The organism is Microbacterium sp. NPDC064584, assembly GCF_040687315.1.
Classification (GTDB): domain Bacteria; phylum Actinomycetota; class Actinomycetes; order Actinomycetales; family Microbacteriaceae; genus Microbacterium; species Microbacterium lacus.
The window spans coordinates 750,110-775,357 of sequence record NZ_JBFBMZ010000001.1 but is presented as its reverse complement, the minus strand read 5'-3'; the positions used below and the strand labels follow the sequence as shown (position 1 = coordinate 775,357).

The following is a 25,248-nucleotide window of genomic DNA, read 5'->3' as shown; positions in this document are numbered from 1 at the left end:
GTGCGCGGGGCGGGCACGTTCGCCGGCATCCCCCGCTGGGTCGCCGTGGTCGCCGCGGTCGGCGCGCTCTTCGTGCTCCTGCCGCTCGTGGCGATGATCGCCCGGGTGGACTGGTCGCAGTTCATCGCGCTGATCACGTCGGAGTCATCCCGCGCAGCCTTGTGGCTGAGCCTGCGCACGTCGATCGCCGCCACGCTATTGTGCGTCGTGTTCGGGGTGCCGATGGCGCTCGTCCTCGCCCGCACGCGCTTCCGCGGGCAGCAACTGCTGCGCGCGCTCGTTCTGCTGCCGCTCGTCCTGCCGCCCGTCGTCGGCGGCCTCGCGCTGCTGTACACGTTCGGACGCCGCGGACTGCTGGGTTCGACCTTGCAGACCCTGGGCATCGACATCGCGTTCTCCACGACGGCGGTCGTGCTCGCGCAGACCTTCGTCGCGCTGCCCTTCCTCGTGCTGAGTCTCGAGGGAGCCCTCCGCACCGTGGGAACCCGCTTCGAGGCGATCGGCGCGACCCTGGGCGCCCGACCGACGACCGTGCTGCGCCGCATCACGATCCCGCTCGTGCTCCCCGCGCTGCTCTCCGGCGCCGTGCTCTCCTTCGCGCGCGCCCTGGGCGAGTTCGGAGCGACGCTCACGTTCGCGGGGAGCCTCCAAGGCACGACCCGCACGCTCCCGCTCGAGATCTATCTGCAGCGAGAGGTCGACCCCGACGCGGCGGTCGCGCTGTCGCTCGTGCTCATCGTCGTCGCCGTCATCGTGGTGGGTGTCGCCCACCGCGCCGGGGGTACGACGTCGTTCACGCAGGGGCTGCGCCGATGACGCTCGTCTTCTCCGCGACTCTCGACGCGCGAGGAGTCGCGCTCGACCTCGAGGTCGCCCTCGGTGAGACGGTCGCGGTGCTCGGTCCGAACGGCGCCGGCAAATCGACCCTGCTGGGCATGATCGCGGGACTCGTGCAGCCGGATGCCGGGCACGCCGACCTGGACGGCGCGGTGCTGTTCGACCTCACGGGTGGGCGAGGCCGGTGGACACCCCCGCACGCACGCGGCGTCTCCACCCTCACTCAGGACGCCGATCTGTTCCCTCACCTGAGCGTGCTCGAGAACGTGGCGTTCGGCGCGCGGAGCAAAGGGCTCGGGCGACGACGTGCGCAGGAGATCGCGCGGCACTGGCTCGACGAGGTGGAGGCGACCGAGCTCGCGCAGCGCCGGCCTTCCGAGCTGTCCGGAGGGCAGGCGCAGCGGGTCGCGATCGCACGTGCCCTCGCCGCCGACCCGCACCTGCTGCTGCTCGACGAGCCGCTGTCGGCGCTGGATGTCGCCGTCGCCCCGACGATCCGGCGCACACTCCTGCGCGTGCTGCGCGAACGCACGGCGATCATCGTGACGCACGACGTCCTGGACGCGCTCACACTCGCCGATCGGGTGATCGTCCTGTCGGAGGGTCGCATCGTCGAGGAGGGGCCGACGCGCGCGACGTTCGCGCGTCCGCGCACCGGGTTCACGGCGGGCCTCGCGGGCCTGAACCTGCTGACCGGCATCCGCACCGCCGAGGGGATGATCACGGATGCCGGCATCGTGATCCGGTCGACCCTGCCGACCGACGCCGCCGTGCACGATCGCGTCGTGGCGACCGTGCGCCCGGGCGATGTCGCCGTCGCGTCTGCCGCGACGACGACGCCCGGCGTCGATCGCATCCTCGCGACCGTTCTGGATCTCGAGCCGCGCGGCGATCTGATCCGCGTGCGGTCCGACACGATCTCCGCGGACCTGGCGCCCGCGGAAGTGGCCGATGGGGACCTCGAGCCCGGAATGCGCGTCGGCTACGTCCTCAGACCGGAAACGGTGACGATCACGCGGGCCTGAGGATCACGCCCTCCCTCGGCTGTCAAGCCCCGTTCGCGGCGGACGAGGGCGGCACACACTCGAAGGACCGCCTCCCCTCGCCGGGATCATCGAGGGACCATCATGTCGAGCATGCCGAAGAGCACACGACGGCGCCGCTTCGCCCTGCGTCGCACCGTCGATCGTGACTGGATGATCGTCCATGCCGGCGCACCCGAGTTCGCCGTCCGTCCCCTCGCGCACATCACGATCGACGACGACGACGTCGCGGAGGTGGTGTGGACCGCACCGCTCCCCCTTCCCGTCGTCTTCGCGTCACCGCAGGACGCACTGGAGACGCTCGAGTCCTGGGAGCGCACCGGCGGGGGCGCGACGAAGCCGATCCCGATCGCGCATTTCCCCCCGCCTCGGCAGGTCAGCTGAGCATCTTCCTGATCTCGGCCATCTTCGCCTCCATCTCCGTCAGACGCGCGCGCAGCGCGTCGACCGACTCCGCGGACAGCGGCTTCCCCTCGTCGGCGACGGGCTCGGCATCCGTCGGCTTCGGCGTGAGGAAGACGGTCGCAAGGTAGCCGGTGAACGTGCCGAAGATGCCGACCCCGACCACGATGATGATCGTGCCGCACAGGCGCCCGAGGGGTGTCACCGGGTACTGGTCGCCGTACCCGACGGTGGAGATCGTCACCATCGTGTACCAGAGCGCGTCCCCGGCGGTCGTGATGTTCGCGCCCTCCGCGTTCTGCTCGAAGTACAGGATCGTCAGGCTGCCGAACTGCAGGACCAGGATGCCCATGAGAAGGAGCATGTAGAGGGCGCTGCCGGCGCGGTCCTTGATCAGGGTGTGCGCGACGGCTTTCACACCCACCTCGCGCAGGAGGCGCCAGACGCGGATGAGCCGGAAGATGCGGAGGATCTTCAGTTGCGCGAACGGAAGGCTCGCGAGCAGGTCGGCCCAGCCGAAGTGCCTGAAGAAGTACGTGCTCGCCGACGGCGCCGTGAAGATGCGGTACGTGAAATCGATCAGGAAGATCAGGCTGAACAGCGCGTTCATGGCGCCCAGCACGGTGTCGAGGGATTCTTCGCGCAGCACGAGGACCAGCACCAGATTCACGATCGACAGGATCGAGAGGATTCCGATGAAGATCTCGTAGCCGGTGCTCTTCATCTCGCTGCGCACGCGCTTCGCGCGCGGCTTCTTCGGCTCCCCGCCCATGACGCTCCCGTTCTCGGCACGCCGCAGCCTCGGCCGTGCGGACACCCGAGACTATGACGGGCCGGGTGGGATCCGATTCATCCCCACGGAGTGAGCTTTCAGCGGACTTCGGCGCCCGGTGCGCGGTCACGCTCGGGGAGGTACCGTGAGAGCGTCCCCCTCGCCCCGGAGTCCTCATGACACACGAACCGCCCAGCGCCGAGCAGACGATCGCCGACATCTCGGACCGCCTGACGCCGCGATACCCGGATCTTCCGGCTGACACGATCCGCACGGTCGTGAGCGCCGTCTACGCCGAATTCAGCGACGCGAAGGTGCGCGATTTCGTCGAAGTGCTCGTCGAGAAGCAGGCGAAGAAGCGTCTGAAGGTGCTGCAGGCTCAGGCGTGAATCAGCCTTCGGCCTGAGGGTCCACGAGGGGTGCGTCGATCACGCCGATCCCGACGGCGCGGTGATCCGCGCCCGGGTCGCGGGGTCCGGGCTCGGACGTCCCGCCCGTCGGCTCCTCCCCCGGGTCCTTCTCTGTGCTGGGCTCGTCCAGCTCGTCCGCGTCCGGATCTTCGGTCGATTCGGGCGTCGGCTCGTCGGTCTCGGCCTCTTCGGCCGGATCGGTGTGTTCCTGTGTCATCGCGGTCCCCTTCCAACCTCCAGCATCCGTCGGGGCCGGCTCGGGATGAAAGGGGTTGACGCCGGCCAGGACCGGCGTGCGCAACTCCTCAGATCCGGGACCGACGTGAGACGGGTCGCCCGAGCCGGCGCGGTCTCGGCGCGCTCGACTGCGTGAATCCGAGGAGTTGTGCACCGGGCACCGCTCGCGCGACTGACCGCGTTCACGCGTCACCGGGCACCAGGAGCCCGCTCTCATAGGCGAGGATCACCAGCTGCGCACGATCGTGCGCCTCGACCTTCGCCATCACGCGGTTCACGTGCGTCTTCGCCGTGTGCGGGGAGATGTGCAGGCTCTCGGCGATCTCGTGGTTCGACAGACCGCGGGCGACGAGCAGAAGCACTTCCCGCTCCCTGTCCGTCAGGTCGCGCAACTGCGCCGGCACCTCGACAGGCGCTCCGCCCGTCCGCGGCAGGACGTAGCGCGTGATGAGACTCCGCGTCGCCGCAGCGGAAAGCAGCGCGTCGCCCGCGGCGATCGCCTGGACGGCGTGCACGATCGCCTCCGGTTCCGCGCCTTTGCCGATGAATCCGCTCGCGCCGGCCCGGAGCGCGGCGACGATGTACTCGTCCTCCTCGAACGTGGTCAGGATGAGGACCCGCGTCTCCGCGAGATCGGCGTCGGAGCAGATGGCCGCGGTCGCCTCGATGCCGTCCATGCGCGGCATCCGGATGTCCATCACGACGACATCGGGACGGAGTCGGGATGCCGCCGCCACGGCCGCGAGTCCGTCCGGCGCCTCTCCCACCACGTCCACATCGGGTGCCGTGCCGAGGATCTGGACCACGGCCCGTCGGATCAGCACCTGGTCATCGACCACGAGCACCCGGATCATCGCGCTCCCTCCGTCGAGAGCGGGAGTGTCGCCGACACCCGCCATCCGCCCGGGACCGACCCCGCTTCGACCGACCCGCGCAACGCCGACACCCGCTCGCGGACGCCGATGAGCCCGAGCCCCGACCCCGGCGGCGCCTCGGCGACACCCGCATCCGCGCGCGTCGGGTTCGTCACGACGACGTGCAGCGCCCCGTCCACGCTCACCAGGACGTGCGCGCGGCCCTCGACGCCGTGCTTGTGGGCGTTGGTGAGCGCCTCCTGCACCACGCGGTACGCGGTGAGGCCGCTCGTCGCACTCACCGTGGCCAGGTCGCCCTCCGTCCGCAGGGTCACCGCGAGCCCGGCATCCGCGAACGCCTCGACGAGGTCGGCGATGCTGTCGATTCCCGGCTGCGGCGCGTCCGGCGAGCCGGGTGCCGCCTCATCCGTCCGCAGCACCTCCAGCAGGGTGCCGATCTCGCCCAGCACCGTATGTGCGGCCGAGCGGATCGTGCGGACCGCATCCTCGGCCGCCTCCGGCCGTGCAGGAAGCGCGGATGCCGCCACACCGGCGTTCAGACTGATGACCGCGATCTGGTGCGCCACCACGTCGTGGAGGTCGCGGGCGATCCTGAGTCGCTCTTCGCTCACGCGGCGCCGCGCTTCTGACTCGCGCGTCTGCTCGGCGCGCTCCGCGCGTTCGGTGATCGCCGAGATGTACGCGCGCGCCGATCGCTCGGCATCCGCGGCGGCGGCGGCGAACGCGATCGTGATCGCGATCGCGAAGATCCGGGTCCCGAGCATCACGACGAGCGAGCTGGTCACCGAGATGAGCACCACGACGCCGATCGTGACCAGGGTCACCACGACGGTCCGCCGCCTGCTCGACCGGGTGGCGACGGCGAACACCGCGATCGCGACCGCCAGCACGATGCCCGGCCAGACGTCAGCGGCGAAAGCGGCGACACCGTACAGGACCACGCACGCAGCGAGCGCGGCCACGGGGAAGCGGCGTCGCCAGGGCAGCACGAGCGCCGGGGCGACCACGAGCGCGTAGCCCGCCGGATCGGTCGGATGGAACTGCGCCTCGGGGAACGGGATGAACGCGGTGCCGATCACGACGATCGCCGCCACGACGTCCCCGACCCACGCCGGCAGCTTCGGCGGCAGGCCGGCGGCGGTCCGGGCGGACGGCGATGCGGACCTCATCGCTCCAGTGTGCCGGTCCCGGACGCGTCGCGGATCCTCCCGGTGCGGCATCCGCCGTACCGCATCCGCGGTACGGAAGTGCATCCGAACGGGCGATGCGCCGGCCACGCCGGCACGGCGATGCTGGAGACCGCACCCACCCGCAGCGAAACGAGGAGAGAGATGACGACGCCGATCATCTCGGTCAGGGACATCCACAAGTCCTACGGCCGAGGCCAGAACCGCTTCGATGCACTGAAGGGGGTGAGCTTCGACATCGCCGAGGGCGAGAGCATCGCGATCGTCGGCAAGAGCGGATCGGGAAAGTCGACGCTCATGCACGTGCTCGCCCTGCTGGACGCGCCCACGGCCGGCACGGTCGAGCTGGAGGGCGCGGACACATCGCGCCTGCGCGGCAAGGCGCTGAACCGGACCCGCAACAAGACGTTCGGGTTCGTGTTCCAGCAGTTCTTCCTCACCGGGAACACGTCGGTGCTGGAGAACGTGATCCTGCCACTGAAGATCGCCGGCGTCGGACGCGCCGAACGTCGACGCCGCGGCCTGGCCGCCCTCGCGCAGCTCGAGCTGGATGACAAGGCCAAGAACAAGGCCGTCAATCTGTCCGGCGGGCAGAAGCAGCGCACGGTGATCGCCCGGGCGCTGGTGAACAACCCGCGGATCATCTTCGCGGACGAGCCCACCGGCAACCTCGACAGCGCGACGGGCGCCGTGGTGGAGGACATCCTGTTCAGCCTCAACCGTGAGCACGGCATCACGCTCATCGTCGTGACGCACGACGAAGACCTCGCGAGCCGCTGCGATCGCCGACTGTTCATCCGCGACGGCCTGCTCGTCGAGGACTCGGCGGGGGTGGCGGCGTGAAGACCCTCGACCTGATCGGCACCGCCGTCGCGAACACCTTCCGCTCGAAGACGCGGACCATCCTCACGATCCTCGCGATCTTCGTCGGCGCGTTCACCCTGACACTGACCAGCGGCCTCGGTACCGGCATCAACGCCTACATCGACGACACCGTCACGGCGATCGGCGCGTCCGATGCGATGACCGTCACGAAGACCTCGGACGGGCCGACCGGCGTCGCGGCCGACGGACCCGTCGAGTACGATCCGGACGCCGTCGCGAGCGGTCAGCCCGGCCCTCCGGGATCCACTGTGATCGCCCTCCGACCCGATGATCTGGAGACCCTCGCCGGGATCGACGGCGTCCTCGACGTGCAGCCCACCCGGACGATCAGCCTGGACTACATCCAGGCCGGTGACGGGACGAAGTACGTGATCGGCGTCGGCGCCCTCATCGCGGGGCAGACGATCGAGCTCGCCGCCGGTGCCGAGCCGGACGACGCGTCGAGCGAGCTCCAGCTCGTGCTGCCGATCGACTTCGTCGAGCCCATGGGACTCGGAAACGCCGACGAGGCGATCGGCAAGACCGTGGAGCTCACCCTCACCGACGCCGAGCGCACCGCGCACACGTTCGACGCCACCGTCGTCGGGGTCGCGGACGACGCTTTGGTCACCCCCGCCGGAGCGAGCATCGTTCCCAACCAGGCGCTCAGCGATGCACTCTTCGACGCGCAGAACATCGGCGTTCCCGCCGATCAGCTCGACCGCTACGCCCAGGCGACGATCCGTTTCGACCCACAGGCGACCGATGACGACATCGCCGCGCTCAAGGATCGGCTCGCCGCGGAGGGCTTCACCGGGTCGACGGTCGCCGATCAGCTGGGCGCGTTCCGCACGGTGATCGACGGAATCGTCCTCGTGCTCAACGCCTTCGCGGTGATCGCCCTGCTCGCCGCGAGCTTCGGCATCGTCAACACCCTGCTGATGTCCGTGCAGGAGCGGACGCGTGAGATCGGTCTCATGAAGGCCATGGGCATGGGGAATGGCCGGGTGTTCTCCCTGTTCAGCTTCGAAGCGGCCTTCATCGGGCTCCTCGGCAGCGCGATCGGAGTGGCGGTGGCGATCGTCGCCGGCGTGGGCATCAGCTCGGCACTGTCCGGCACGCTCCTGGCAGATCTTCCGGGGCTCACGCTCATCGCGTTCGATCCGCTCTCGATCGCGGTGATCATCGTCATCGTGATGGGCATCGCGTTCCTCGCCGGAACCCTGCCCGCCGCGCGTGCGGCGCGTGCCGACCCGGTGGAATCACTCAGGTACGAATGAGGCGACGGCCCGGCTCCCGCGAGTGCGGGGCCGGGCCGTGGCGTCAGGCGGAGACGCGTGCGAGGGCGAACAGGATGTCCTCCACGCGCTCCTTCGCGTCGCCGAACAGCATCTGCGCGTTGTCCCGATAGAACAGCGGGTTCGGCACACCAGCGTATCCCGAGGCCATCGACCGCTTGAAGACGATCACGTTGCGCGCCTCCCACACGCGCAGCACCGGCATCCCCGCGATCGGCGAACCCGGGTCCTCCGCCGCCGCAGGGTTCACGGTGTCGTTCGCCCCGATCACGAGGACGACGTCGGTCTGAGCCAGGTCGTCGTTGATCTCATCCATCTCGAGCACGATGTCGTACGGCACCTTCGCCTCGGCGAGCAGGACGTTCATGTGGCCGGGCAGTCGGCCGGCGACAGGGTGGATGCCGAACCTCACGTCCACGCCGCGTTCACGCAGCTTCTGCACGAGGTCGGCGACGCCGTGCTGCGCCTGGGCGACCGCCATGCCGTAGCCCGGGGTGATCACGACGCTCGAGGCGCCGGCGAGGAGCTCGGCGGCGCCCTCGGCATCGATCTCGCGATGCTCGCCCAGATCCGCCTGCTCCCCTTTCGGCGCCTCGATGCCGAACCCGCCGGCGATCACGGAGAGGAAGGACCGGTTCATCGCTTTGCACATGATGTACGACAGGTAGGCGCCGGACGAGCCGACGAGGGCGCCGGTCACGATCAGCAGGTCGTTGTTCAGCAGGAATCCGGCGGCAGCCGCGGCCCACCCGGAGTAGCTGTTGAGCATCGAGACCACGACGGGCATGTCGCCGCCGCCGATCGAGGCGACGAGGTGCCAGCCGAGCGCGAACGCGAGCACTGTGACGAGGATGAGCAGCCACAGCTCCGGGGTGATCACGTACCAGACCGTGAGGACGACGAACACGACGAGTGCCCCGAGGTTCAGGACGTTCTTGCCCGGGAGCATGAGCGGCTTCGACGAGACGCGCCCCGAGAGCTTGAGGAAGGCAACGATCGACCCGGTGAAGGTGACCCCGCCGATGAAGACGCCGACGAACACCTCGGCGTGGTGGATGTCGGCGAGGGCGCCCTCGAGGCCGGTGTCGTACAGCGCCCCGTTCCAGCCGACGAGCACCGCGGCAAGACCCACGAAGGAGTGGAGAAGGGCGATGAGTTCCGGCATCCCGGTCATCTCGACCACGCGCGCCCGCCACAGCCCGATCGCCCCGCCGACGAGCACCGCCGCGACGAGGAGCACGATGCCGAGCGTCGTCTGCGGCTGGCCCCACGCGCCGGCGATCGTCACCCACACGGTCGCGGCGAGCGCGATCGCCATGCCGGTGATGCCGAAGGCCACACCGCGGCGGCTCGTCTCGTGCTTGCTGAGACCCGCCAGGCTCAGGATGAACAGCAGCGCCGCGACGATGTACGCCGCACCGGCGACCTGCCCGGCCGTGTCGATCGTGGTCATCGGCTCTGACCCTTCTGGAACATCGCGAGCATGCGCCGGGTGACGGCGAACCCGCCGAAGATGTTGATGCTCGCCAGCAGCACCCCGATCGCCGCGAGGATCTGGACGGTGAGGTCGGGTGCGGTGATCTGCACCATCGCGCCGACGATGATGATGCCCGAGATCGCGTTCGTCACGCTCATGAGCGGCGTGTGCAGGGCGTGGGCGACGTGTCCGATCACGTAGAAGCCGACGACGACCGACAGCGTCAGGACGAGGAAGTGCTGCGGCAGGGGCGGCGGCGCGAACGCGCACACCGCGAACAGCACGGCGATCCCGGCCGCGACGAGGGTGCCGCGGGTACGCGTGGACATCGGCTTCTTCGGTTCGATCGGGGCGGATGCCGCCGCCGCGGCCTTCGGCGGGGCCGCCGAGACCTGCACGGGCGGCGGCGGCCACGTCTTCTCGCCGCGGCGGACGACCGTGACGGTGCGCTGGACGACGTCGTCGAAGTCGATCCGCAGCCGGCCGTCCTTGCCGGGGGTCAGCAGCCTCAGCAGGTTCACGAGGTTCGTGCCGAACAGTTGCGAGGCCTGCTGCGGCAGGCGACCGGGAAGGTCGGTGAAGCCGAGGATCACGACGCCGTTCGCCGTCACCACCCGCTCGCCTTCGACCGAGCCCTCCACGTTGCCGCCCTGAGCGGCCGCCATGTCGACGATGACGCTGCCGGGCTTCATGCTCGCCACATCGGCGGCGGTGATGAGCCGCGGCGCCGCGCGCCCGGGGATCAGGGCGGTGGTGATGATGATGTCGACGTCCGCCGCCTGCTCCGAGTAGATCTCCGCGGCCCGCCGGTCGTACGCCTCGCTCGTCGCCTTCGCGTATCCGTCGGCGGAGACCTCCTTGGCCTCGTCTGGCACGATCACCTCGAGATACTCGCCGCCGATCGAGGCGACCTGATCGGCGACCTCGGGCCGCGGATCGGTCGCCCGCACGATCGCGCCGAGGCTCGACGCGGCGCCGATCGCCGCCAGGCCCGCGACACCGGCGCCGGCGACCAGGACTTTCGCCGGCGGCACTTTGCCCGCCGCCGTCACCTGGCCGGTGAAGAACCGGCCGAACTCGTTCGCCGCCTCGATCACGGCGCGGTAGCCGGAGATGTTCGCCATCGAGCTGAGCACGTCCATCGACTGCGCCCGCGAGATGCGGGGGACCGCGTCCAGAGCCAGCGCCGTGATCCCGCGGGTCGCGAGCGACGCGACGAGATCGGGACGCAGCGCCGGGCTCAGCAGGGCGATCAGGGTCCCGCCGTCGGAGAGGCGGGAGATCTCGGCCGGTGTCGGGGCGTCGACCTTGAGGACGATGTCCGCCGCCCACGCCTCGTCGGCGGAGACGATGATCGCTCCGGATGCCGCGTACTCGGCATCCGGAAAGGACGAGCCCGCCCCCGCGCCGGCTTCGACGACGACGTCGTAGCCGAGCGCGATGAGTTTGGGAACGGTGGTGGGGGTCGCGGACACCCGCTTCTCGCGGGGCGCTTCGGCGACGATGCCTATGCGGGACACGTGGTGCTCCATGCAGATCGATGTGAGCCCAGCATGCCCCGCCGGAGGGGGCGGCCGGCTGATGTGACGCGGCGTGGACGCGTAACTCCTGCCGTTCTTGACCCGGAGCGAATTTTCGGGTTCACACTGGAGGAGTGAGCCGCTCCTCCGCCCCCGACGCGCCGACGAAGGTGTGCGCGTCGTGCGGGCGCGAGATGCAGTGGCGCAAGAAGTGGGCGGCGAACTGGGACGACGTGCGGTACTGCTCGGACGCGTGCCGCCGACGCAAGGTCTCGACGGTGGACCGGGAGCTCGAGGACTCGATCCGTGCTCTCCTCGCGGCACGGGCCGCCGATGCCACGATCTGCCCGTCCGAGGCAGCCCGCGCGGTCGGCGGGGAGGACTGGCGCGACCTGATGGAGCCCGCGCGCCGCGCGGCGCGACGCATGGTCGACGCGGGTGATGTGGAGATCACGCAGCAGGGCGCTGTGGTGGATCCGTCCACGGCGCGCGGGCCCATCCGGATCCGCCGTGCCCGGTAGCGCCGCTCAGCGCCACTCCGACAGGAAGTCCTCGATGGACTTGGTGGCCAGGTCGGTCTTCACCCGATCGATCAGGTAGCTCGCCTCGGTCGGGGTGCCCGCCGCGACGCGCAGCACCGCCGCCCCGGTGTCGCGGCGCGTGACGACGAGATCGAGGTTCGAGTGTCCGAGCTCGTGGTCGTCCAGGAACATGCCGCCGACCAGGTTGAGGACGGTGCGCAGAGTCCGCTTCGCACTCGTCTCGTCACGCGGCACCAGGTCCGCGACGAGCGCTTCGGATGCCGGAGCGAAGCCGTCCGGTTCGGGCAGAGTCATGCGCTCATTCTCCCCCGGTGCACGTTCGTTCACGCTCGGGCGCGGGAAACAGCGCGCCCGCTGCACAGAGGTGCAGAACCAGCGGGCGACGGAACAGTCCATGCCCGTTCGGCTATACGATTCAGGCCGATGACCATGTCGGTCACCGGCACGCTCGGCACCTCTCCCGTCCCCCCGGCGGTGGCAACCGCCGAAGCTCGCAGTCGGAGTCCTCTCCACGTCGGCGCTCACGCGGCGTCGATGCTGCCGTCGCGCCTTCCGGGCGCCGCCCTCAGCGCATGTGAACGAGGACGCATACAAAGGAGTAGAACGAATGAAGCCCGCACTCATAAGACGCAACCGGTTCTGGCTGAGCCTGTCTCTCGTGCTGATGCTGCTGTCGGCGATCGTGGCGTCGGCGGTGCAGACCAACGTCGGATCCGTCGCGGTCAAGGACATGCGATGGGAAACCCCGTCCGGCCAGATGATCAGCGCCCTCATGTTCCGCCCCGACGCCGTGTCGGCCGAGAACAAGGCGCCGGCGATCGTCGTCTCCCACGGATGGTGGAACAACCGTGAGATGCAGGATGCGAACTACGTCGAACTCGCCCGCCGAGGCTTCGTCGTCGTGTCGATCGACATGTACGGGCACGGGAATTCATCGCCGCTGATCAACGATCAGCTCGACCTCGGCGGCACCGGCATGTACGACGTCGTCAAGCTGGTCGCCGATCTGCCCTACGTCGATCAGGACAAGATCGGCGTCTCCGGGCACTCGAACGGGGCGCGAGCCGCGAACTTCTCCGTCGCCCTGGACAACGCGGCCGACGAGCAGCTGATCGACGCGGTCTTCCTCGTCGACAACGATCCCGTCTACACGGATGCCGACGGCGCATACGCCAACGTCTACGGCACCCGCGACGTGGGCCTGGTGGCCGACCAGTACGACGAGTTCTTCTTCCGCAGCTACAGCCCGGAGGGAGTCGCGCTGACCCCGCCGCGTGACTACATCACGACCCCGAACGCGCAGTCGTTCCTGAACTTCGGCGCAGACCCCGCGGATGCGCAGCAGCGGGGGGCCGGACAGTTCTATGAGGAGAACGGTGCGACGCGCATCGTCTACACCCCGGCCGAGACGCACCCGTGGGGCACCATCTCGCAGACGACCGTGGCTTCGCAGATCGAGTTCTGGGAAGCCACGTTCGGAGCCCCGACGCCGATCGACGCCGGCGCGCAGGTGTGGCAGATCAAGGAGACGGCGACGGCGGTCGGTCTGATCGGATTCGGCATCTTCCTCGTCGCGTTCACCCGTGCTCTCCTCGGCACCCGGGCATTCGCCGGCCTGCGGGTGACGGAGACGCGTGAGCTCGCCGGCACGACCCGCACCGGCCTGGCCTGGTTCTGGGGCGGACTGCTGGTCTCCGCGCTCTTCTCGGGCGCGAGCTACGTGTGGCTCAGCCAGCAGCCCCTGATGCAGGGCATCGCGTTCAACGTGCTTCCGACGATCTTCACCCAGGGAGCGGTGTTCTTCATCGCGACGTGGGCGGCGATCAACGGTGTCGCGGGTCTGATCATCATGCTCGTGTCGTACTTCGCGTTCGGCAGGAAGAACGACCTGGATCTGCGCGCGGCGGGTGTCCTCCCGGGATGGAAGACCTTCTTCCACGGCATCGGGCTCGGAGCCGTCGTCGTCGCCGCGGCGTTCGCGATCGTGTTCGTCCTGGACTACTTCTTCACGACGGACTTCCGGCTGTGGGTGCTCGCGGTGAAGGCGTTCGAGGCGGACAAGCTCTGGATCGCGCTGCTGTACGTGCCGTTCTTCCTCGTCTACTTCTTCGCGAACTCGGTGGCGATCAACGGCTTCAACCGGTTCACGCTGCGCGGCAAGGAGTGGCTGAACACGCTGGTCCTCGCACTGGCGAACTCGATCGCGCCGATCGTGCTCGTGATCGCCCAGTACACGACGTTCTTCATCACGGGCGAGACGATCCCCGGGTTCGGTGGCATCTTCAGCATCTGGCTCTTCCCGGTGATCGTGATCCTCGCGGTCTCGGCCGTCATCTCGCGGAAGATCTACCGGGCGACGAACAACCCCTACATCGGCGGCTTCATCAACGCCGCGGTCGTCACGCTCATCTCGGTGAGCAACACGCTGACCGTCGCCTACTGACGAGAGGAGATCGAGGATCCGGAGGGCCGATGCGCAGCATCCGCCCTCCGCATCCTCGATCTCCTTTCATCTGCGTCGTCACAGCTCCGATGGCCTGTGCAGGCGGGCCTGTTCCACCTACGCTGATATCCGACGCGCGGGAGGACGACATCATGGTGGCCGATCCCCTCGTCTGGCACTACACCGACGGACCCGGGCTGCTGTCGATCCTGGCGAATCAGGTGCTGTGGGCCACGGCATCCGGCTATCTGAACGACTCGGGCGAGGTCACGCTCGGCCAGCGCCTCTTGTTGGAGCGCTTCACGTCGCTCGTCGACGAGAAGGACCCGGTCTTCACCGACCTCGCGCGCAGGCTCGAACGCTCGGGCGCGGCCGGCCAACCGGGCGCGGACTGGTTCTTCATCCTGAGCGCGTCGCGCTCGCCCGATTCGCTCGCGATGTGGCGCACGTACGGTGGGCGCGGGGAGTCCTACGCCATCGGGCTGGACCCGGCCCACGATCTTCGGGTGCTGGTCGATGACGTCGACGGCTGCGCGCACGCGGTGGTCGGCACGCGGCCGTGGAGTGCCGTGCGGTACGACCCGGCGGAGCAGGATGCGCTGGTGGATGCCGTGTTCACCGAGTTCGCCGGCGAGCTGGCGGCCGTCCTCACGCTGACCGAGACACCGCACGCCACGACGACCGACTACCTCACCGCACTGGACCGCACGATCGAGGCCGCCGCTCAGGCACTCCTGCTGATCAAGCACCCCGGATTCCGTGAGGAGCAGGAGACGCGCCACACCACGATCGTGTTGGGCGAGGGGACCCGAGAGCAGGCGCTCGCCGCGCTCGCGCGCTTCCGGCACACTCCCTACGGCGTGACACCGTATATCCAGCTCACCGGCGATTCTGCGGCGGCGACGGGACATCTCACGACCGAACGGGCTCCCCTGCCGATCCGGGCCGTGGCGATCTCTCCGTCGGCGAACGGAGCGGCGGCGCGGGAGTCCGTCGCGGCGCTACTGGCGAGCCACCGGATGCCGGACATCGCGATCATCTCGTCCGAGATCCCGTTCCGCGGCTGAGTGGAGACCGACGTCACGACTCTACGGGCTGCGCGACCGGACGGCCGTCCACGACCGTCAGCAACACCGCGGCGCGACCGAGCGACACCGGGTCGACCGTTCGCGGATCCCGGTCGAGGACGGTCAGGTCCGCGGGTGCGCCCACCTCGAGGATGCCGCCGCGACGGCCGATCGTCCGGTACGGCTCCACCGTCAACCCGCGCAGCGCGTCCATGGCGTGGAGCCCCTGCTCCGGGCGAATCGGGTCGGCAGGCGAAGAACCCCCAGGTCAAGCGGCAACGAAATGGCAACATTCGAGCTGTACCCAAACTGAACGAAACCCACTCAAGTCGATCAGACTGATCTGCTTGAGTGGGTTTCAGTGGCGGTGACGGTGGGATTTGAACTCACATCCAGTGATCTTTCGCCGCAGTGCGGGGCCGTCCTCGCCCGTGACTTCGCGGGTGACGACCTTTCGTCGATGTGCAGATCGGCGCCCGATGCGACACGTTCTTTCTCACTCGTTTACTCACGAGAGAGGCACATTACTTCTCTGCTTTGCGGACACGGTCGCCCCGGCCCATTCTGTCATCGACGACATCGCAGGTCGACTTCTTCGACGACGGTGACAGGGATGAATCCAACACCGCTCCTACGGGCGCGTTTCGCGCCGCCTGCGGCGAATGAGCCGGCTGCGGCATCCGGCTACGCGCCGCGGTGCTCCTCGCCCGCACGCCAGGCTCGGAGGAAGTCCTCGTGGGGGAGGGCCTCCTCGGTGCGGCGGAGCAGCTCACGGGTCGCTGATTGCCGGGGCCAAACGGTTCCGTCACGGAAGGCCGCCGAACTCGAGGCGCCGTAAAGCCGCGCGGCGGCGCTGAAATCGCCCGCCATGGCGGCGAAGTCCGCGTGATTCTCGTCGAAGCCGCTGAACGCCCGGCCACCGGCCCTCGCATGAAGCTCCCGACCACGGCCGACCCACAGCTCGCCGAGCGCAGGGTCCTTCGTCAGCAGCGCGTAGAGGCTGAAGAAGGAGGCGCAGATGGAGGCAGCAAACGTGTTGTCGTGAAGCAGTGCGCGCTCGTAGACCGCCTGCACCTCATGCGGGTCGGGGCGAGCGGCGCTCGTCGCTGCGAGGGCGTCGGCGACGATGGCGAGGTCGGCATCGAGCATCGCCGCCGCGGCATCGCGGACATCGCGCGTGACCTCTGCAGTCAACTCCTGCTCTGAACCGGTGAGCAAGGCATAGGCGAGGCCGGCCAGCGCCCACGCGAGGCCCGCCGATTGACCAAAGTCTGCAGAGCGCGTGATCGCGGCACGGACGAACGCGATGTGCGGGCGGGCGAGGTCAGTGCGACCCTGCAGGACGAAGCGAACGGCGAGTGCGCACTGCACCCCCGCTGCGTCGACGCCGTCGACTCCCGGCACCGCTTCGGCGAGCTCCAACCACGTCAGGCCTTCGACCAGTCGACGACGCAGATACCAGTAGCCGCCCAGCGCTGTCACCAGCGTCGCACCCGCAGGCCGCTGCTCCTCGACGAGCAGCCGGTGCAGTGTGCTGCGAACGGCGTCGAAGTTGTCGTCGACGGCGTCATACCAGCCGTCGCGGTCAGCGTTGAAGAGTCGCGGTCGGTCTTCGATGAGCGCCGTCACCCAGGCGTCGCGGGCACCCTCGGCGGTCGCGCTCTCGCCCTCCACTGTCAGCGCCCGTCGCGCATGCGACCGCACGGTGGCGAGCTGGCGGAACCGCATGCGACTTCGGGATGTCGCCGGCGGAACCGGCACCAGCAGGGAGCGGTGTGCAAGCAGCGAGAGAAGATCGGGAACTGCTTCGACGTCGAGCGCGGGCATCGACTCGTCGGGGAGCGAAGCGACAGCGACAGCGAGATCGGTCGTGAACGGCCCGGAGAGAGCTGCCAGTCGGCGGTGCAGGATCCGCTCCTCAGCGGTCAGCGTGCGAGTGCTCCACTCGATCGCATCGCCGATGCTGTCGTGATGTGCGCTCGACGATCGCCCCAGCCGCCGCAGCCGGCTCGGGTCGGTCGCCGCCTGCGTGACCACGGCTGCGAGACCATCTGTGCGGACACGAGCCGCAGCCAGCTCGATCGCCAGTGGCACACCGTCGACTGCGGCGCAGATTCGTTCGGCCTGCCGGCGGACGTGCTCATCGATCTCGACCTCCGGGACCGCCTCCGAGAGTCGCGCGAGAAAGAGTTGGACAGCCGGGGCAGGCGACTCGGGCGACTTCGCTTCTACGGGAAGGGGGCCGAGCGTCCAGATCACTTCGCCAGGAAAAGCGACAGCCTCACGGCTCGTGAGGAGGACCGCGCAGCGCGCTTGATCGTCGGCGAGCCTCTCTACGAATTCGGCCACGCCGGAGACCACGTGCTCGCAGTTGTCGAGAACGATGAGAGCCCGTCGCCGGCGAAGGTAGTCGACGGTCGAGTCGGAAGCGGAGCCGACGACTCCGGGAGGGAGCCGCAGTGTGGAGGCGACGAGCTCGGCGACCATGGACTCGTCTTCGATCGTCGCGAGATCGATGAACCACACGCCATCGGGGAAATCCGCCGACAGGGAGTGCGCGACTTCGACCGCCAACCGTGTCTTGCCGCCGCCACCGACGCCGGTGAGTGTGACCAGTCGGTGCATCGCCACCAAGCGCGAGATCCGTCCCAGATCACCGCTGCGACCCACCAGAGACGTCGTTCGGCGCGGCAGAAGAGAGCGTGTGGCCGTGGCGTCCGATGAGAGTGCGGCAGCCAGCGGACGTAGGGCGAGACCCGGGTCCTGATCGAGGATGCGGTGGTGAATCTGATCCAGATCGACTCCTGGCCGAAGGCCGAGCTCGTCGTCGAGCAACGTTCGAATGCGGTGATACGCCTCGAGAGCCTGATCGGTCCTGCCCGCACGGAGAAGTGCCAGCATTCGCTGCTTCCAGAACCGCTCGTTCAGCGGCGCACGCTCGATCAGCGGCTCCAGGTCGGCGAGCACCTGTTCATGCCGCCCGAGATCGAGCAACGCGTCCATCCGCGAAGCGGAAACTTCGGTATGCATTTCGTGAAGGCGGGCGACGGCAGAGCTCGCCCAGAGTTCGTCGGAGACCGGCTCGAACGGCGTCCCCCGCCAGAGCGAGAGAGCGTCGTCGCAGTGCCGCAGCACGCGGCCGGGGTCGCCGGCCACGACGAGCTCCCGAATCTCACCCGCATCCCGCTCGAATCGAAGCGAATCCACGTCTTCGATGCGCGCGAGCAGCCGATACCCTTCGACATCGGTGATCAGCACGTGGGCAGGCTGACGGGCGGCACGGTGCGGCTCGAGCACCTGCCTCAACCGCCAGATGTGGGACTCGAGAGTCGACGAATGATCGACCGCGTCATCCCCCCACACGGCCTCCATGATCTCCGACGCGGTGACACGCTGATTGACGCTCACAACGAGGCGAGCGAGGATGACCTGCGGGCGGCGTCCGCGCAATGGCTGCTCGACGCCGTCGACCTCGACGGTGATCAATCCGAGGTCACGCACCCGCATCGCACCAGTAGAGCACAGGCAGTCGCGCAGAAGCGCTCACACCGCGAAGACTCTGCGCAGCGCGCGCTCCTGATCGAAGGTCAGGAGCCTCCTCGTGCTGACGGCGGGCACGGACGGGTGTGGTGCTCCGCGTGCGACGGCGGTGCTCGCAGACCCGATGTCGGATGCCACGGATTCGTCGCAGATCGCAGCGACTGCCGAACCGCCCGGTCGCAATCGGCACCTCAACGCGACGAGCAACCCACGATCGACGCCGACGCCTTCGAGCGAACCGTCGAGAGCGGGTTGGCTCGATCCCACCATGCTCGTCAGCTCCGGTCCAGACACCACGATCCCGAACAGCATGGCCCAGAACGCCCCCAAGCTGCACGTGCGCGCCATACCCTGCAGCTCCCGCACCTGCGCGGACGCGCGACCGTGGGTCCAGGTGACCACTGCGCCGTCGGTGACGGCGATATCTCCGACAGCGCCGTCCGATAGGCATCTCTCGAGGCGCCGCGCACCGGCCGGGTCCGCGTACGTCCACACGGCGAGTGCGCTCACCACAGGCAGCTTCTCGGGCCGATGACGACGGATCCGGTCATGCATGCTTCGTGGCTCATCCTCCGACCCTCGCTGATCGGACTCCAAGGCCGCTCCAATGCCTGGAGCGAAGTGTCACGGATGGCGCTCGGGGCCGTTCGAAATCTCGGAGAGGAAGAGCTTCAGCGCCGACCGGGCAGCACGGTCCGCCGGGGTCGTCCAATGAGTCGCTCCCGGCACCGTGACGATCCGCGCGTGAGGAAGCGCACGCGCCGCATGGGTCGCTTGGCGAAACGGCACATTGCGATCGCGGGTGCCGTGAACGATGAGCGCCGGCGCGGTCATGCCCGAGACGTTGACCGCGTCCAGTCGTCGCGCCTGGCGAGCGTCGTTCACAACCCCCTCGCGGCGCTCGTCGATCGGAAACACAGTCTCGGCAATGGCCAAGGCCGCTTCCACCGCGGCTCGGTCACCGGCGGCTCGACCGACGAGCAGCCGCGGCGTACGACGCAACCTCCTCAGAATCGCCTCGCCCGCCGGCCGCCGCGACAGCGGTCCATGCACGAGCGGCCACACAGGGACGCCCATCCGCGCGGTGACCGCCGACCACAGCACGACGCCGCGGACGCGGGTGGGATGCCGCGCCGCCATTGCGAGCGCGGTCATGCCGCCCCCCGAAACTCCGAGAACGACTGCGCTGTCCAAATCGAGGGCATCCATCAGTGCCACCATCGCGTCACCCTGCTCCGCGGGAGTCCGCCCGGTGGCCAATGGCGTGCCCAAGTAGCCGGGACGAGACGGGGCGACGACTCGCGCGTCGATGTCGAGTACCCGCGCCACGGCCAGGCCTTGATCGGCGCCGCCGGGTGTTCCGTGCAGGATGAGCACGGGCATCCCGGTTCCGGCCTGTTGATACTCGACCGGTCCGGACGAAGTGGAGATCGTCGGCACCCCCGGGTCCCTTCTCAACGTTCGGCGACGGCGGAACGCGCCCGCCAAGAGAGCAAGGCGTGTGGGCTCCAACCCCGCCGCCACACATCGTAGCGACCACCAGACTGGCCGGGCGGCCGGGGCGGGACCGGAGATTGGAGTGGGATTGGATCGGCCCGGTGCAGTGTCCTCTTGCAACGAAACACACGTTCGAGCACATGGAGGAGAGCTGGCATGGATATTCACCGGAACGTGGGGGAAGCGCCCCACCGGCGGACTTCGGGTCCCGCGTCGAAAGTGCGCGCAGTCGCGGCCGCGCTCACGCTGGGGCTCGTCTGCGCGGGCACGACAGTCGTATCGAGCGCCTCTCCGGCCGCCGCCACGGATTCGATGGTCTTCCAAGTCGACGGCGAAACGGTCCAGACATTCACAGTGCTGCCGAATATGCAGTCACTGCAGTTCCAGGCCGCGGGCGGCGGCGGCGGGCCGAGCGGCGGCTACACGATATCCGGCGGATCGTGGGGCGCTCAGGTCACGGGCACCATCGCGCTTGAACCCGGCGACGAGCTGCTGATATCGGTGGGCGCCGCGGGCGAGCCGGCAAGCGGCTGGGACGACGCGAGCAACCCCCACCCGCCCCTCGGCGGATGGGGCGGCCTCGGTGCGAACGGCGGCAACGGCGCCTGGGACAGCCTCGAAACCCGCACGAGCGGCGCGGGCGGCGGCGCGACGACGATCCAGCTCGTCCGCGGTGACGTGACGACGACCCTCGCCGTGGCGGGCGGCGGCGGCGGCGCGGGCGGATCCAGCAGCGACCCCGACCACTTCGGGCTGGGCGGCAACGCTGGGTACACGGGCAGCTGGACCGGCGAGGACGGGCACCACGGCACGGTCGGGCCTCTCGGGGGCAGCGGCGGTGCCGCCGCGGGCGCACCGACCAGTCAGGGCGAGGCGGGCAACGGGGGCACGGACCTGGGCGGGAGCGGCGGAGGCGGAGGCGGCGGCGTGAAGGGCGGCGCCGGCGGCGGCGGCGCTCAGGGCGTCTCGGCGGGGGGTGGCGGAGGCGCAGGCTCATCCATGGTCGCCTCGATCGTCTCCGACGCGTCGATCGAACCGACCGGCGTCGACTTCTCGACCAACGGATGGGACTACCCGCCCAACGGATGGGTCGAGCTGATCGTCACCTACAAGCCGGTCCCGACGATGAATGTCGCCGTGGAGAACGCGTCCATCCTCGAGGGCGGATCGATCGGCTGGGTGGCCGCATCCCTCCCGGACGATGCCACGGGGACCGTCGACTTCAGCGACGTCACGAACGCGTCCTCCCCGATCCCGCTCGGCTCGGCGACGGTGAGCGACGGACTCGCCATGCTGGCCCAGACATCCGCCCCCTTGAGCGGGCTCGGCACGCACACGATCCAGGCCGCCTACTCGGGAGACCCCGCGTACTCGACCACCACGGCCACCCTCCCCGTCACGGTCAGCGCGAACGATCTCGCCCTCGGCAAGACCGTGACCGCGAGCAGCTCGTTCGAGGCGAACGGATGGTCCGCGCAATACCTCACGCAGGGCAACACGCAGAGCGAGGTCGGTCACTACGGATTCACGACCGATCCGGCCTCACCCACGCAGGACGCCGAGGCCTGGGTGTCGGTCGACCTCGGCGCCGAACAGAGCGTGGGCGGCGTGATCCTCGTTCCCCGCTCGACGACGGTGACCGATCCGGCGAACGTCGATGGCGCGGGGTACCCCCAGGCGTTCCGCGTGGACGTCTCCGACGACGGGGCGACCTGGACAACCGTCGAGACCTACACGAACCAGACCGGCGACTATGGTGCCCGGACATACGTCTTCGACCAGGCCACGACCGGCCGCTACCTGAGGGTCTTCGTGACCGAGCTCGGGCCGGAGGCTGCCGGGGATGACGGATACCGCTTCCAGCTCGTCGGGCTCCAGGTCTACACGGACGTCCCGACCGCCACCCCCGCGTCTTTGGACGTCACGATCGATCCCGCCGACCCGTCGGCTCCGATCGTCGATGTCGAAGCACTCGACGTCTACGGCGTACCGACGGGTCAGTCGTTCGGCTGTGACGTGGCCCTGACGAGCAGCGACATCGTCGACCGCGTGCTCCCCGCCGCGGACTGCTCGTCGTGGACGGTCGAGCTGGACGAGTTGAACCCGGCATCGCGGACCTTCACGGCGACGCTGACAACCGATCCGTCCGTCACCGGCACGGCGGCGTACGACCCGCCCAGCGCGCCGGACGAACGCGCGGCCACGGTCGTGACCGTCCGCGACGCTCGCGTGGTGGGCGACTCCGGGGTCATCCACGCGGATGTCGCGGCGACGGCCACGCAGATCAGCACGGCCGCCGTGCCCCAGGGCACGATGCGCGTGCTCGAGGGCGACACGGAACTCGTGCGGGCCGACGTGCGGGAGGGAACGGCGACGCTCACCGTCGAGAACCTCCGACCGGGCATTCACAGGCTACGACTGGAGTACCTGGGCAGCACGGAGCACCTGCCCTCGTCCGCCGAGGTCACGATCCAGGTGCGACGAGTCGGCGCCGGCGCGCCCCGTTCGGCCGCCGCACCCCGTTCGGCGGCATCCTCGCTGGCGGTGACCGGCGGAGGAGCGAACCTCGAGGCACTGGGAATTGCCGCGGTGATCCTCGTCCTGGGCGCAGCCGCGCTCGGATGGGCCACCGTGCGTCGCACGCGGGTCCGGGCCGAGGACTCCGTGCGCGACTGAAATCGTCGGGGGTCGTGTGCGGGTCGGCGCCTCAGGGCGCCGGCCCGCACACGCGTGTCACCGGAGGCGCTGCCGGACGAGGGGAGCCTGACCGGTCACACGGGTGGTGCGGAGAGGGGAATCTCGGTGACCTCGATCCAGCTGCAGTTCCCCATGTGCACCGTGTTGCGGCACAGGTACGGGGGGACGGGCAGGTCGTAGTGGCCGTAGCCCTGGCTCGGGTCCAGCCGCAGCAGGTCGCTTCGACTCGCGATGTCGAGCCGCAGCTTCTCCCCCGGCTTCACGTGCGTTGGGCCCGGAGTCAGGCTGAAGCGCAGGGTCACCGGTTCGCCGGGGACGAGCGGGACACGCCGCCCCGAGTCGATCGCGATCTCGTTCCGCGTCGAGCGAGGCGCATCCTCGGTCGGCGCCGCCGGGCGGATCGCGCCCATCGACAGGTGGTGTCGATCGCCCTCCGCGTCGATGCGCGACAGCCGCGCCATGACGAACGAGTCGATCTCGTTGCAACTGAAGCGCAGGTTGGCCGTGACCGCACCGGCGAGCCGGACGTCGCGATCGAACGAGATCTCGAAGCCGAGCGACTGCACGGCGACGTCGTCGAGACCGCCGATCACGGGCAGGCCCAGCGGCACCGCGACCCACGTGTTCGCCGACTCCGTCGCGGGCTCGAGCGCCAGCCGGTGCAGGTCTTCGTCCTCGCCCGTCGACGCGAGGTACAGACGCGTGGGCGTGCCATCGAGTGGCGGGAACGCGCTTCCCGTCCCGAACTCCCCCGCCCCGTCAACCCAGTACCGAACGTGCGGTTGACCTTCGTAGCCGTTCTCCGTTCCCCGCAGCACGTAGTCGAAGAACGCGAGCGCCTCGCCCTGCCACTCGTACACCGGCAGGTCGTACTGCGCCGGCCCGACGATCATCCACTTCTGATCGTCGGGGGTTCCCGTGTTCTCGAACAGGTCGTAGGTGCCGAACTGGTGCACGTTGAAGTGGCCGAGGTTCTGCACGGCGACGAACGGCACGTCGATCTGCCCGAGCATCCCGGTGGAACCCTCGGGGATCGTCGAGGTCTCGCGGGTCTTGCCGTCGAACACCCAGTTCACGTACATCCGGCGCACAGCCTCGACTGGCATGGCGGACATGAAGGAGGCGAACAATCGGCCCACGTTCTTGTGCACGATCTTCTCGAGCAGCGGATGCAGCATCCCGTTCGTCACGTGACTGATGAGCGCCCTGCGACCCTCCGACATGCGCTCGTCGTACTTCTCCTGCGTGAAGTTGGCACCCATCCAGAGGTTCAGGAAGATCAGCCCGGGCACGCCGCCGAACGCGACCAGGTGGCGGTAGAAGTCCGTGCACAGTTCGTGCGCGAAGAACGCCCGGAGCGCTTGAGGTCTGCGTGCGGCCACCAGCGGTTGGACCATTCCGTAATACGACGTGCCGAAGAGCACCACGTCGCCGTTGCACCACGGCTGCTCGGCCGCCCAGGCGATGACCTTCTCGTGATCATCGACGTCCTGCGGGTCGAAGAAGACGACCTGCTCACCCGTCGAGCGCCCCATGCCGCGGCGCTCGACCACGACGGGGCAGTACCCGCGGTCGGTGAACACCGGCGGCGAGCCGATCTCGTTCGTCCCCGACGGCAGCCCCGCCGTGTGGCCCTCGGTGCTGTAGCCGGCGAAGCAGACGACGGCGGGATAGCGCCCTTCGACCTTCGGCAGATAGACGTCGGCGTGCAGCCCGACGCCGTCGCCGACGTCGACGAACTGGTCGAGCAGTGCCCGATTGCCGAGTCCCTGCATCGCGAAGGCGGTGGGCGTCCATCCCGCGTACTGCGGGCCGTAGGTGGAACCCTTGAGCGGTAGCGCGTGGTCGTCGTGGCTCATCTGGGTGCTCCGGCGAGTTCGGGGCGCGTCATGCGCCTTCTGGTTCGTATGGCTCGCCCGCGACGGAGGTCAGCAGCTCGAGCAGGCGCGCGAGCATGCGCCTGGTCTCGGCATTGTCGGCGTTCGCGCCCTCCGCGAGGGTGAGCACCGCGGCCCCGACCGCGGCCGCGTGCAGGAGCCTGCCGTCGAGGGTGTGCGATCCGATGGTCTCGGGCCCATCGGCGTCGCCGGTCAACGCGGCGAGCAACGAGGTCGCCCGCTGCCGCATCCCCGAAGCGAGCGCGTTGAAGGCCTCGCCCGCCACCGGCTCGGCGTCGGCGGCGAGCATCAGCGTCGCGAGCGCCCGCGTGTTTTCGGTCGCGACGGCGAACGTCGCGACGTTCTGCACCGCCTCCTCCACCGAGCTCGGGAGCCCACGGGTGTCGAACAGGGCGAACTGGTTCTGCACGATGCGCTCGGCGACCGCGCGCACGAGGTCGCTGCGCGTCGAGAAGTAGTAGGTGAGGTGCCCCTGGGTCATCCCCGCCCGCGACGCGACACCGGTCTGGGTGAGCGCCGGATAGCCGCCCTCGCGCACCACGGCGATGGCGGCGTCGAGCAGTGCTTCACGGCGATCTGGCATCGAAGTGTCTCTTCCCGGAAAACCTCTGTCTTGGTACAGTAACCAAAAAACCGACCGTC

At 69.2% G+C, this 25,248-nt stretch carries 23 protein-coding genes; 10 read left to right on the top strand and 13 right to left on the bottom strand.

Annotated features, from left to right (window positions below; translation table 11 throughout):
• The 3 genes from AB0P18_RS03715 to AB0P18_RS03705 all read left to right on the top strand — a co-directional run bounded on the left by AB0P18_RS03715 (position 1) and on the right by AB0P18_RS03705 (position 2,264).
• Complete coding sequence (locus AB0P18_RS03715; protein ID WP_363358984.1) at positions 1-816, top strand: ABC transporter permease; 816 nt, start codon at positions 1-3, stop codon at positions 814-816.
• The gene (locus tag AB0P18_RS03710) at positions 813-1,862 is read left to right on the top strand and encodes an ABC transporter ATP-binding protein (protein ID WP_363358983.1); all 1,050 of its coding nucleotides are present in this window, start codon (positions 813-815) and stop codon (positions 1,860-1,862) included. Before AB0P18_RS03715 ends, AB0P18_RS03710 begins: the two co-directional genes overlap by 4 nt.
• Positions 1,863-1,973: 111 nt before the next feature.
• Positions 1,974-2,264: a hypothetical protein gene (locus AB0P18_RS03705; RefSeq protein WP_363358982.1), complete on the top strand. Its 291-nt coding sequence runs from the start codon at positions 1,974-1,976 to the stop codon at positions 2,262-2,264.
• Here the strand turns inward: AB0P18_RS03705 and AB0P18_RS03700 are convergent.
• The gene (locus tag AB0P18_RS03700) at positions 2,257-3,054 is read right to left on the bottom strand and encodes an ion transporter (protein ID WP_363358981.1); all 798 of its coding nucleotides are present in this window, start codon (positions 3,052-3,054) and stop codon (positions 2,257-2,259) included. The two genes, AB0P18_RS03705 and AB0P18_RS03700, sit on opposite strands and share 8 nt — an antisense overlap.
• Before the next feature lie 176 nt (positions 3,055-3,230).
• Here AB0P18_RS03700 and AB0P18_RS03695 point away from each other — a divergent pair, with 176 nt between their 5' ends.
• On the top strand, positions 3,231-3,443 hold the full coding sequence (locus AB0P18_RS03695) for a three-helix bundle dimerization domain-containing protein (RefSeq protein ID WP_363358980.1): 213 nt from the start codon (positions 3,231-3,233) through the stop codon (positions 3,441-3,443).
• Position 3,444: 1 nt separating this feature from the next.
• Here AB0P18_RS03695 and AB0P18_RS03690 read toward each other — a convergent pair whose 3' ends face one another.
• The 3 genes from AB0P18_RS03690 to AB0P18_RS03680 form a co-directional block, all read right to left on the bottom strand.
• Positions 3,445-3,681: a hypothetical protein gene (locus tag AB0P18_RS03690; protein ID WP_363358979.1), complete on the bottom strand. Its 237-nt coding sequence runs from the start codon at positions 3,679-3,681 to the stop codon at positions 3,445-3,447.
• A 202-nt stretch (positions 3,682-3,883) separates the two neighbouring features.
• A complete protein-coding gene (locus AB0P18_RS03685) occupies positions 3,884-4,555 on the bottom strand; it encodes a response regulator transcription factor (protein ID WP_363358978.1) in 672 nt (223 codons plus the stop codon).
• Positions 4,552-5,745 (bottom strand): histidine kinase, encoded by a 1,194-nt coding sequence (locus AB0P18_RS03680; RefSeq protein WP_363358977.1) that lies wholly within the window; start codon positions 5,743-5,745, stop codon positions 4,552-4,554. Before AB0P18_RS03680 ends, AB0P18_RS03685 begins: the two co-directional genes overlap by 4 nt.
• Before the next feature lie 162 nt (positions 5,746-5,907).
• Here AB0P18_RS03680 and AB0P18_RS03675 point away from each other — a divergent pair, with 162 nt between their 5' ends.
• Together AB0P18_RS03675 and AB0P18_RS03670 are read left to right on the top strand one after the other, a co-directional pair.
• A complete protein-coding gene (locus tag AB0P18_RS03675) occupies positions 5,908-6,606 on the top strand; it encodes an ABC transporter ATP-binding protein (protein WP_344051445.1) in 699 nt (232 codons plus the stop codon).
• Entirely contained in the window at positions 6,603-7,907 is a 1,305-nt protein-coding gene (locus AB0P18_RS03670) for an FtsX-like permease family protein (RefSeq protein WP_363358976.1), read from the top strand. The genes AB0P18_RS03675 and AB0P18_RS03670 overlap by 4 nt, the downstream gene beginning before the upstream one ends.
• Positions 7,908-7,950: 43 nt before the next feature.
• Here AB0P18_RS03670 and pntB read toward each other — a convergent pair whose 3' ends face one another.
• Together pntB and AB0P18_RS03660 are read right to left on the bottom strand one after the other, a co-directional pair.
• Positions 7,951-9,378, bottom strand: coding sequence for a Re/Si-specific NAD(P)(+) transhydrogenase subunit beta (gene pntB / locus AB0P18_RS03665; RefSeq protein WP_363358975.1), 1,428 nt, complete (start codon positions 9,376-9,378; stop codon positions 7,951-7,953).
• Positions 9,375-10,922: a Re/Si-specific NAD(P)(+) transhydrogenase subunit alpha gene (locus AB0P18_RS03660; RefSeq protein WP_363358974.1), complete on the bottom strand. Its 1,548-nt coding sequence runs from the start codon at positions 10,920-10,922 to the stop codon at positions 9,375-9,377. Before AB0P18_RS03660 ends, pntB begins: the two co-directional genes overlap by 4 nt.
• A 134-nt stretch (positions 10,923-11,056) precedes the next feature.
• On the opposite strand from AB0P18_RS03660, the gene AB0P18_RS03655 reads away from it, so the two are divergent.
• Entirely contained in the window at positions 11,057-11,443 is a 387-nt protein-coding gene (locus AB0P18_RS03655; protein ID WP_363358973.1) for a DUF2256 and DUF3253 domain-containing protein, read from the top strand.
• Between the two features lie 6 nt (positions 11,444-11,449).
• Here the strand turns inward: AB0P18_RS03655 and AB0P18_RS03650 are convergent, their stop codons facing one another.
• Positions 11,450-11,758: a hypothetical protein gene (locus tag AB0P18_RS03650; protein ID WP_363358972.1), complete on the bottom strand. Its 309-nt coding sequence runs from the start codon at positions 11,756-11,758 to the stop codon at positions 11,450-11,452.
• Between the two features lie 313 nt (positions 11,759-12,071).
• On the opposite strand from AB0P18_RS03650, the gene AB0P18_RS03645 reads away from it, so the two are divergent.
• Both AB0P18_RS03645 and AB0P18_RS03640 read left to right on the top strand, forming a co-directional pair.
• The gene (locus AB0P18_RS03645) at positions 12,072-13,907 is read left to right on the top strand and encodes an alpha/beta fold hydrolase (RefSeq protein WP_363358971.1); all 1,836 of its coding nucleotides are present in this window, start codon (positions 12,072-12,074) and stop codon (positions 13,905-13,907) included.
• A gap of 152 nt (positions 13,908-14,059) precedes the next feature.
• Positions 14,060-14,974, top strand: coding sequence for a DUF2971 domain-containing protein (locus tag AB0P18_RS03640; RefSeq protein WP_363358970.1), 915 nt, complete (start codon positions 14,060-14,062; stop codon positions 14,972-14,974).
• Positions 14,975-14,987: 13 nt separating this feature from the next.
• On the opposite strand, the gene AB0P18_RS03635 is transcribed toward AB0P18_RS03640, so the two are convergent.
• The 4 genes from AB0P18_RS03635 to AB0P18_RS03620 all read right to left on the bottom strand — a co-directional run bounded on the left by AB0P18_RS03635 (position 14,988) and on the right by AB0P18_RS03620 (position 19,954).
• Positions 14,988-15,215, bottom strand: a complete 228-nt coding sequence (locus AB0P18_RS03635; protein ID WP_363359107.1) for an amidohydrolase family protein — start codon at positions 15,213-15,215, stop codon at positions 14,988-14,990.
• Positions 15,216-15,658: 443 nt separating this feature from the next.
• Entirely contained in the window at positions 15,659-18,481 is a 2,823-nt protein-coding gene (locus tag AB0P18_RS03630; protein WP_363358969.1) for a BTAD domain-containing putative transcriptional regulator, read from the bottom strand.
• Positions 18,482-18,517: 36 nt separating this feature from the next.
• Positions 18,518-19,024: a DUF1269 domain-containing protein gene (locus AB0P18_RS03625; RefSeq protein ID WP_363358968.1), complete on the bottom strand. Its 507-nt coding sequence runs from the start codon at positions 19,022-19,024 to the stop codon at positions 18,518-18,520.
• Between the two features lie 114 nt (positions 19,025-19,138).
• Positions 19,139-19,954: an alpha/beta hydrolase gene (locus AB0P18_RS03620; protein ID WP_363358967.1), complete on the bottom strand. Its 816-nt coding sequence runs from the start codon at positions 19,952-19,954 to the stop codon at positions 19,139-19,141.
• Positions 19,955-20,167: 213 nt separating this feature from the next.
• Between AB0P18_RS03620 and AB0P18_RS03615 the strand changes: the two genes are divergently transcribed.
• Positions 20,168-22,687, top strand: coding sequence for an Ig-like domain repeat protein (locus AB0P18_RS03615; RefSeq protein ID WP_363358966.1), 2,520 nt, complete (start codon positions 20,168-20,170; stop codon positions 22,685-22,687).
• Positions 22,688-22,782: 95 nt separating this feature from the next.
• Here the strand turns inward: AB0P18_RS03615 and AB0P18_RS03610 are convergent, their stop codons facing one another.
• Complete coding sequence (locus AB0P18_RS03610; RefSeq protein WP_363358965.1) at positions 22,783-24,567, bottom strand: CocE/NonD family hydrolase; 1,785 nt, start codon at positions 24,565-24,567, stop codon at positions 22,783-22,785.
• 28 nt (positions 24,568-24,595) lie between these two features.
• Positions 24,596-25,189 carry a TetR/AcrR family transcriptional regulator gene (locus AB0P18_RS03605; protein ID WP_363358964.1) on the bottom strand — a complete coding sequence of 198 codons (594 nt, stop codon included), beginning with the start codon at positions 25,187-25,189 and terminating at the stop codon, positions 24,596-24,598.
• Between the last annotated feature and the right edge of the window lie 59 nt (positions 25,190-25,248).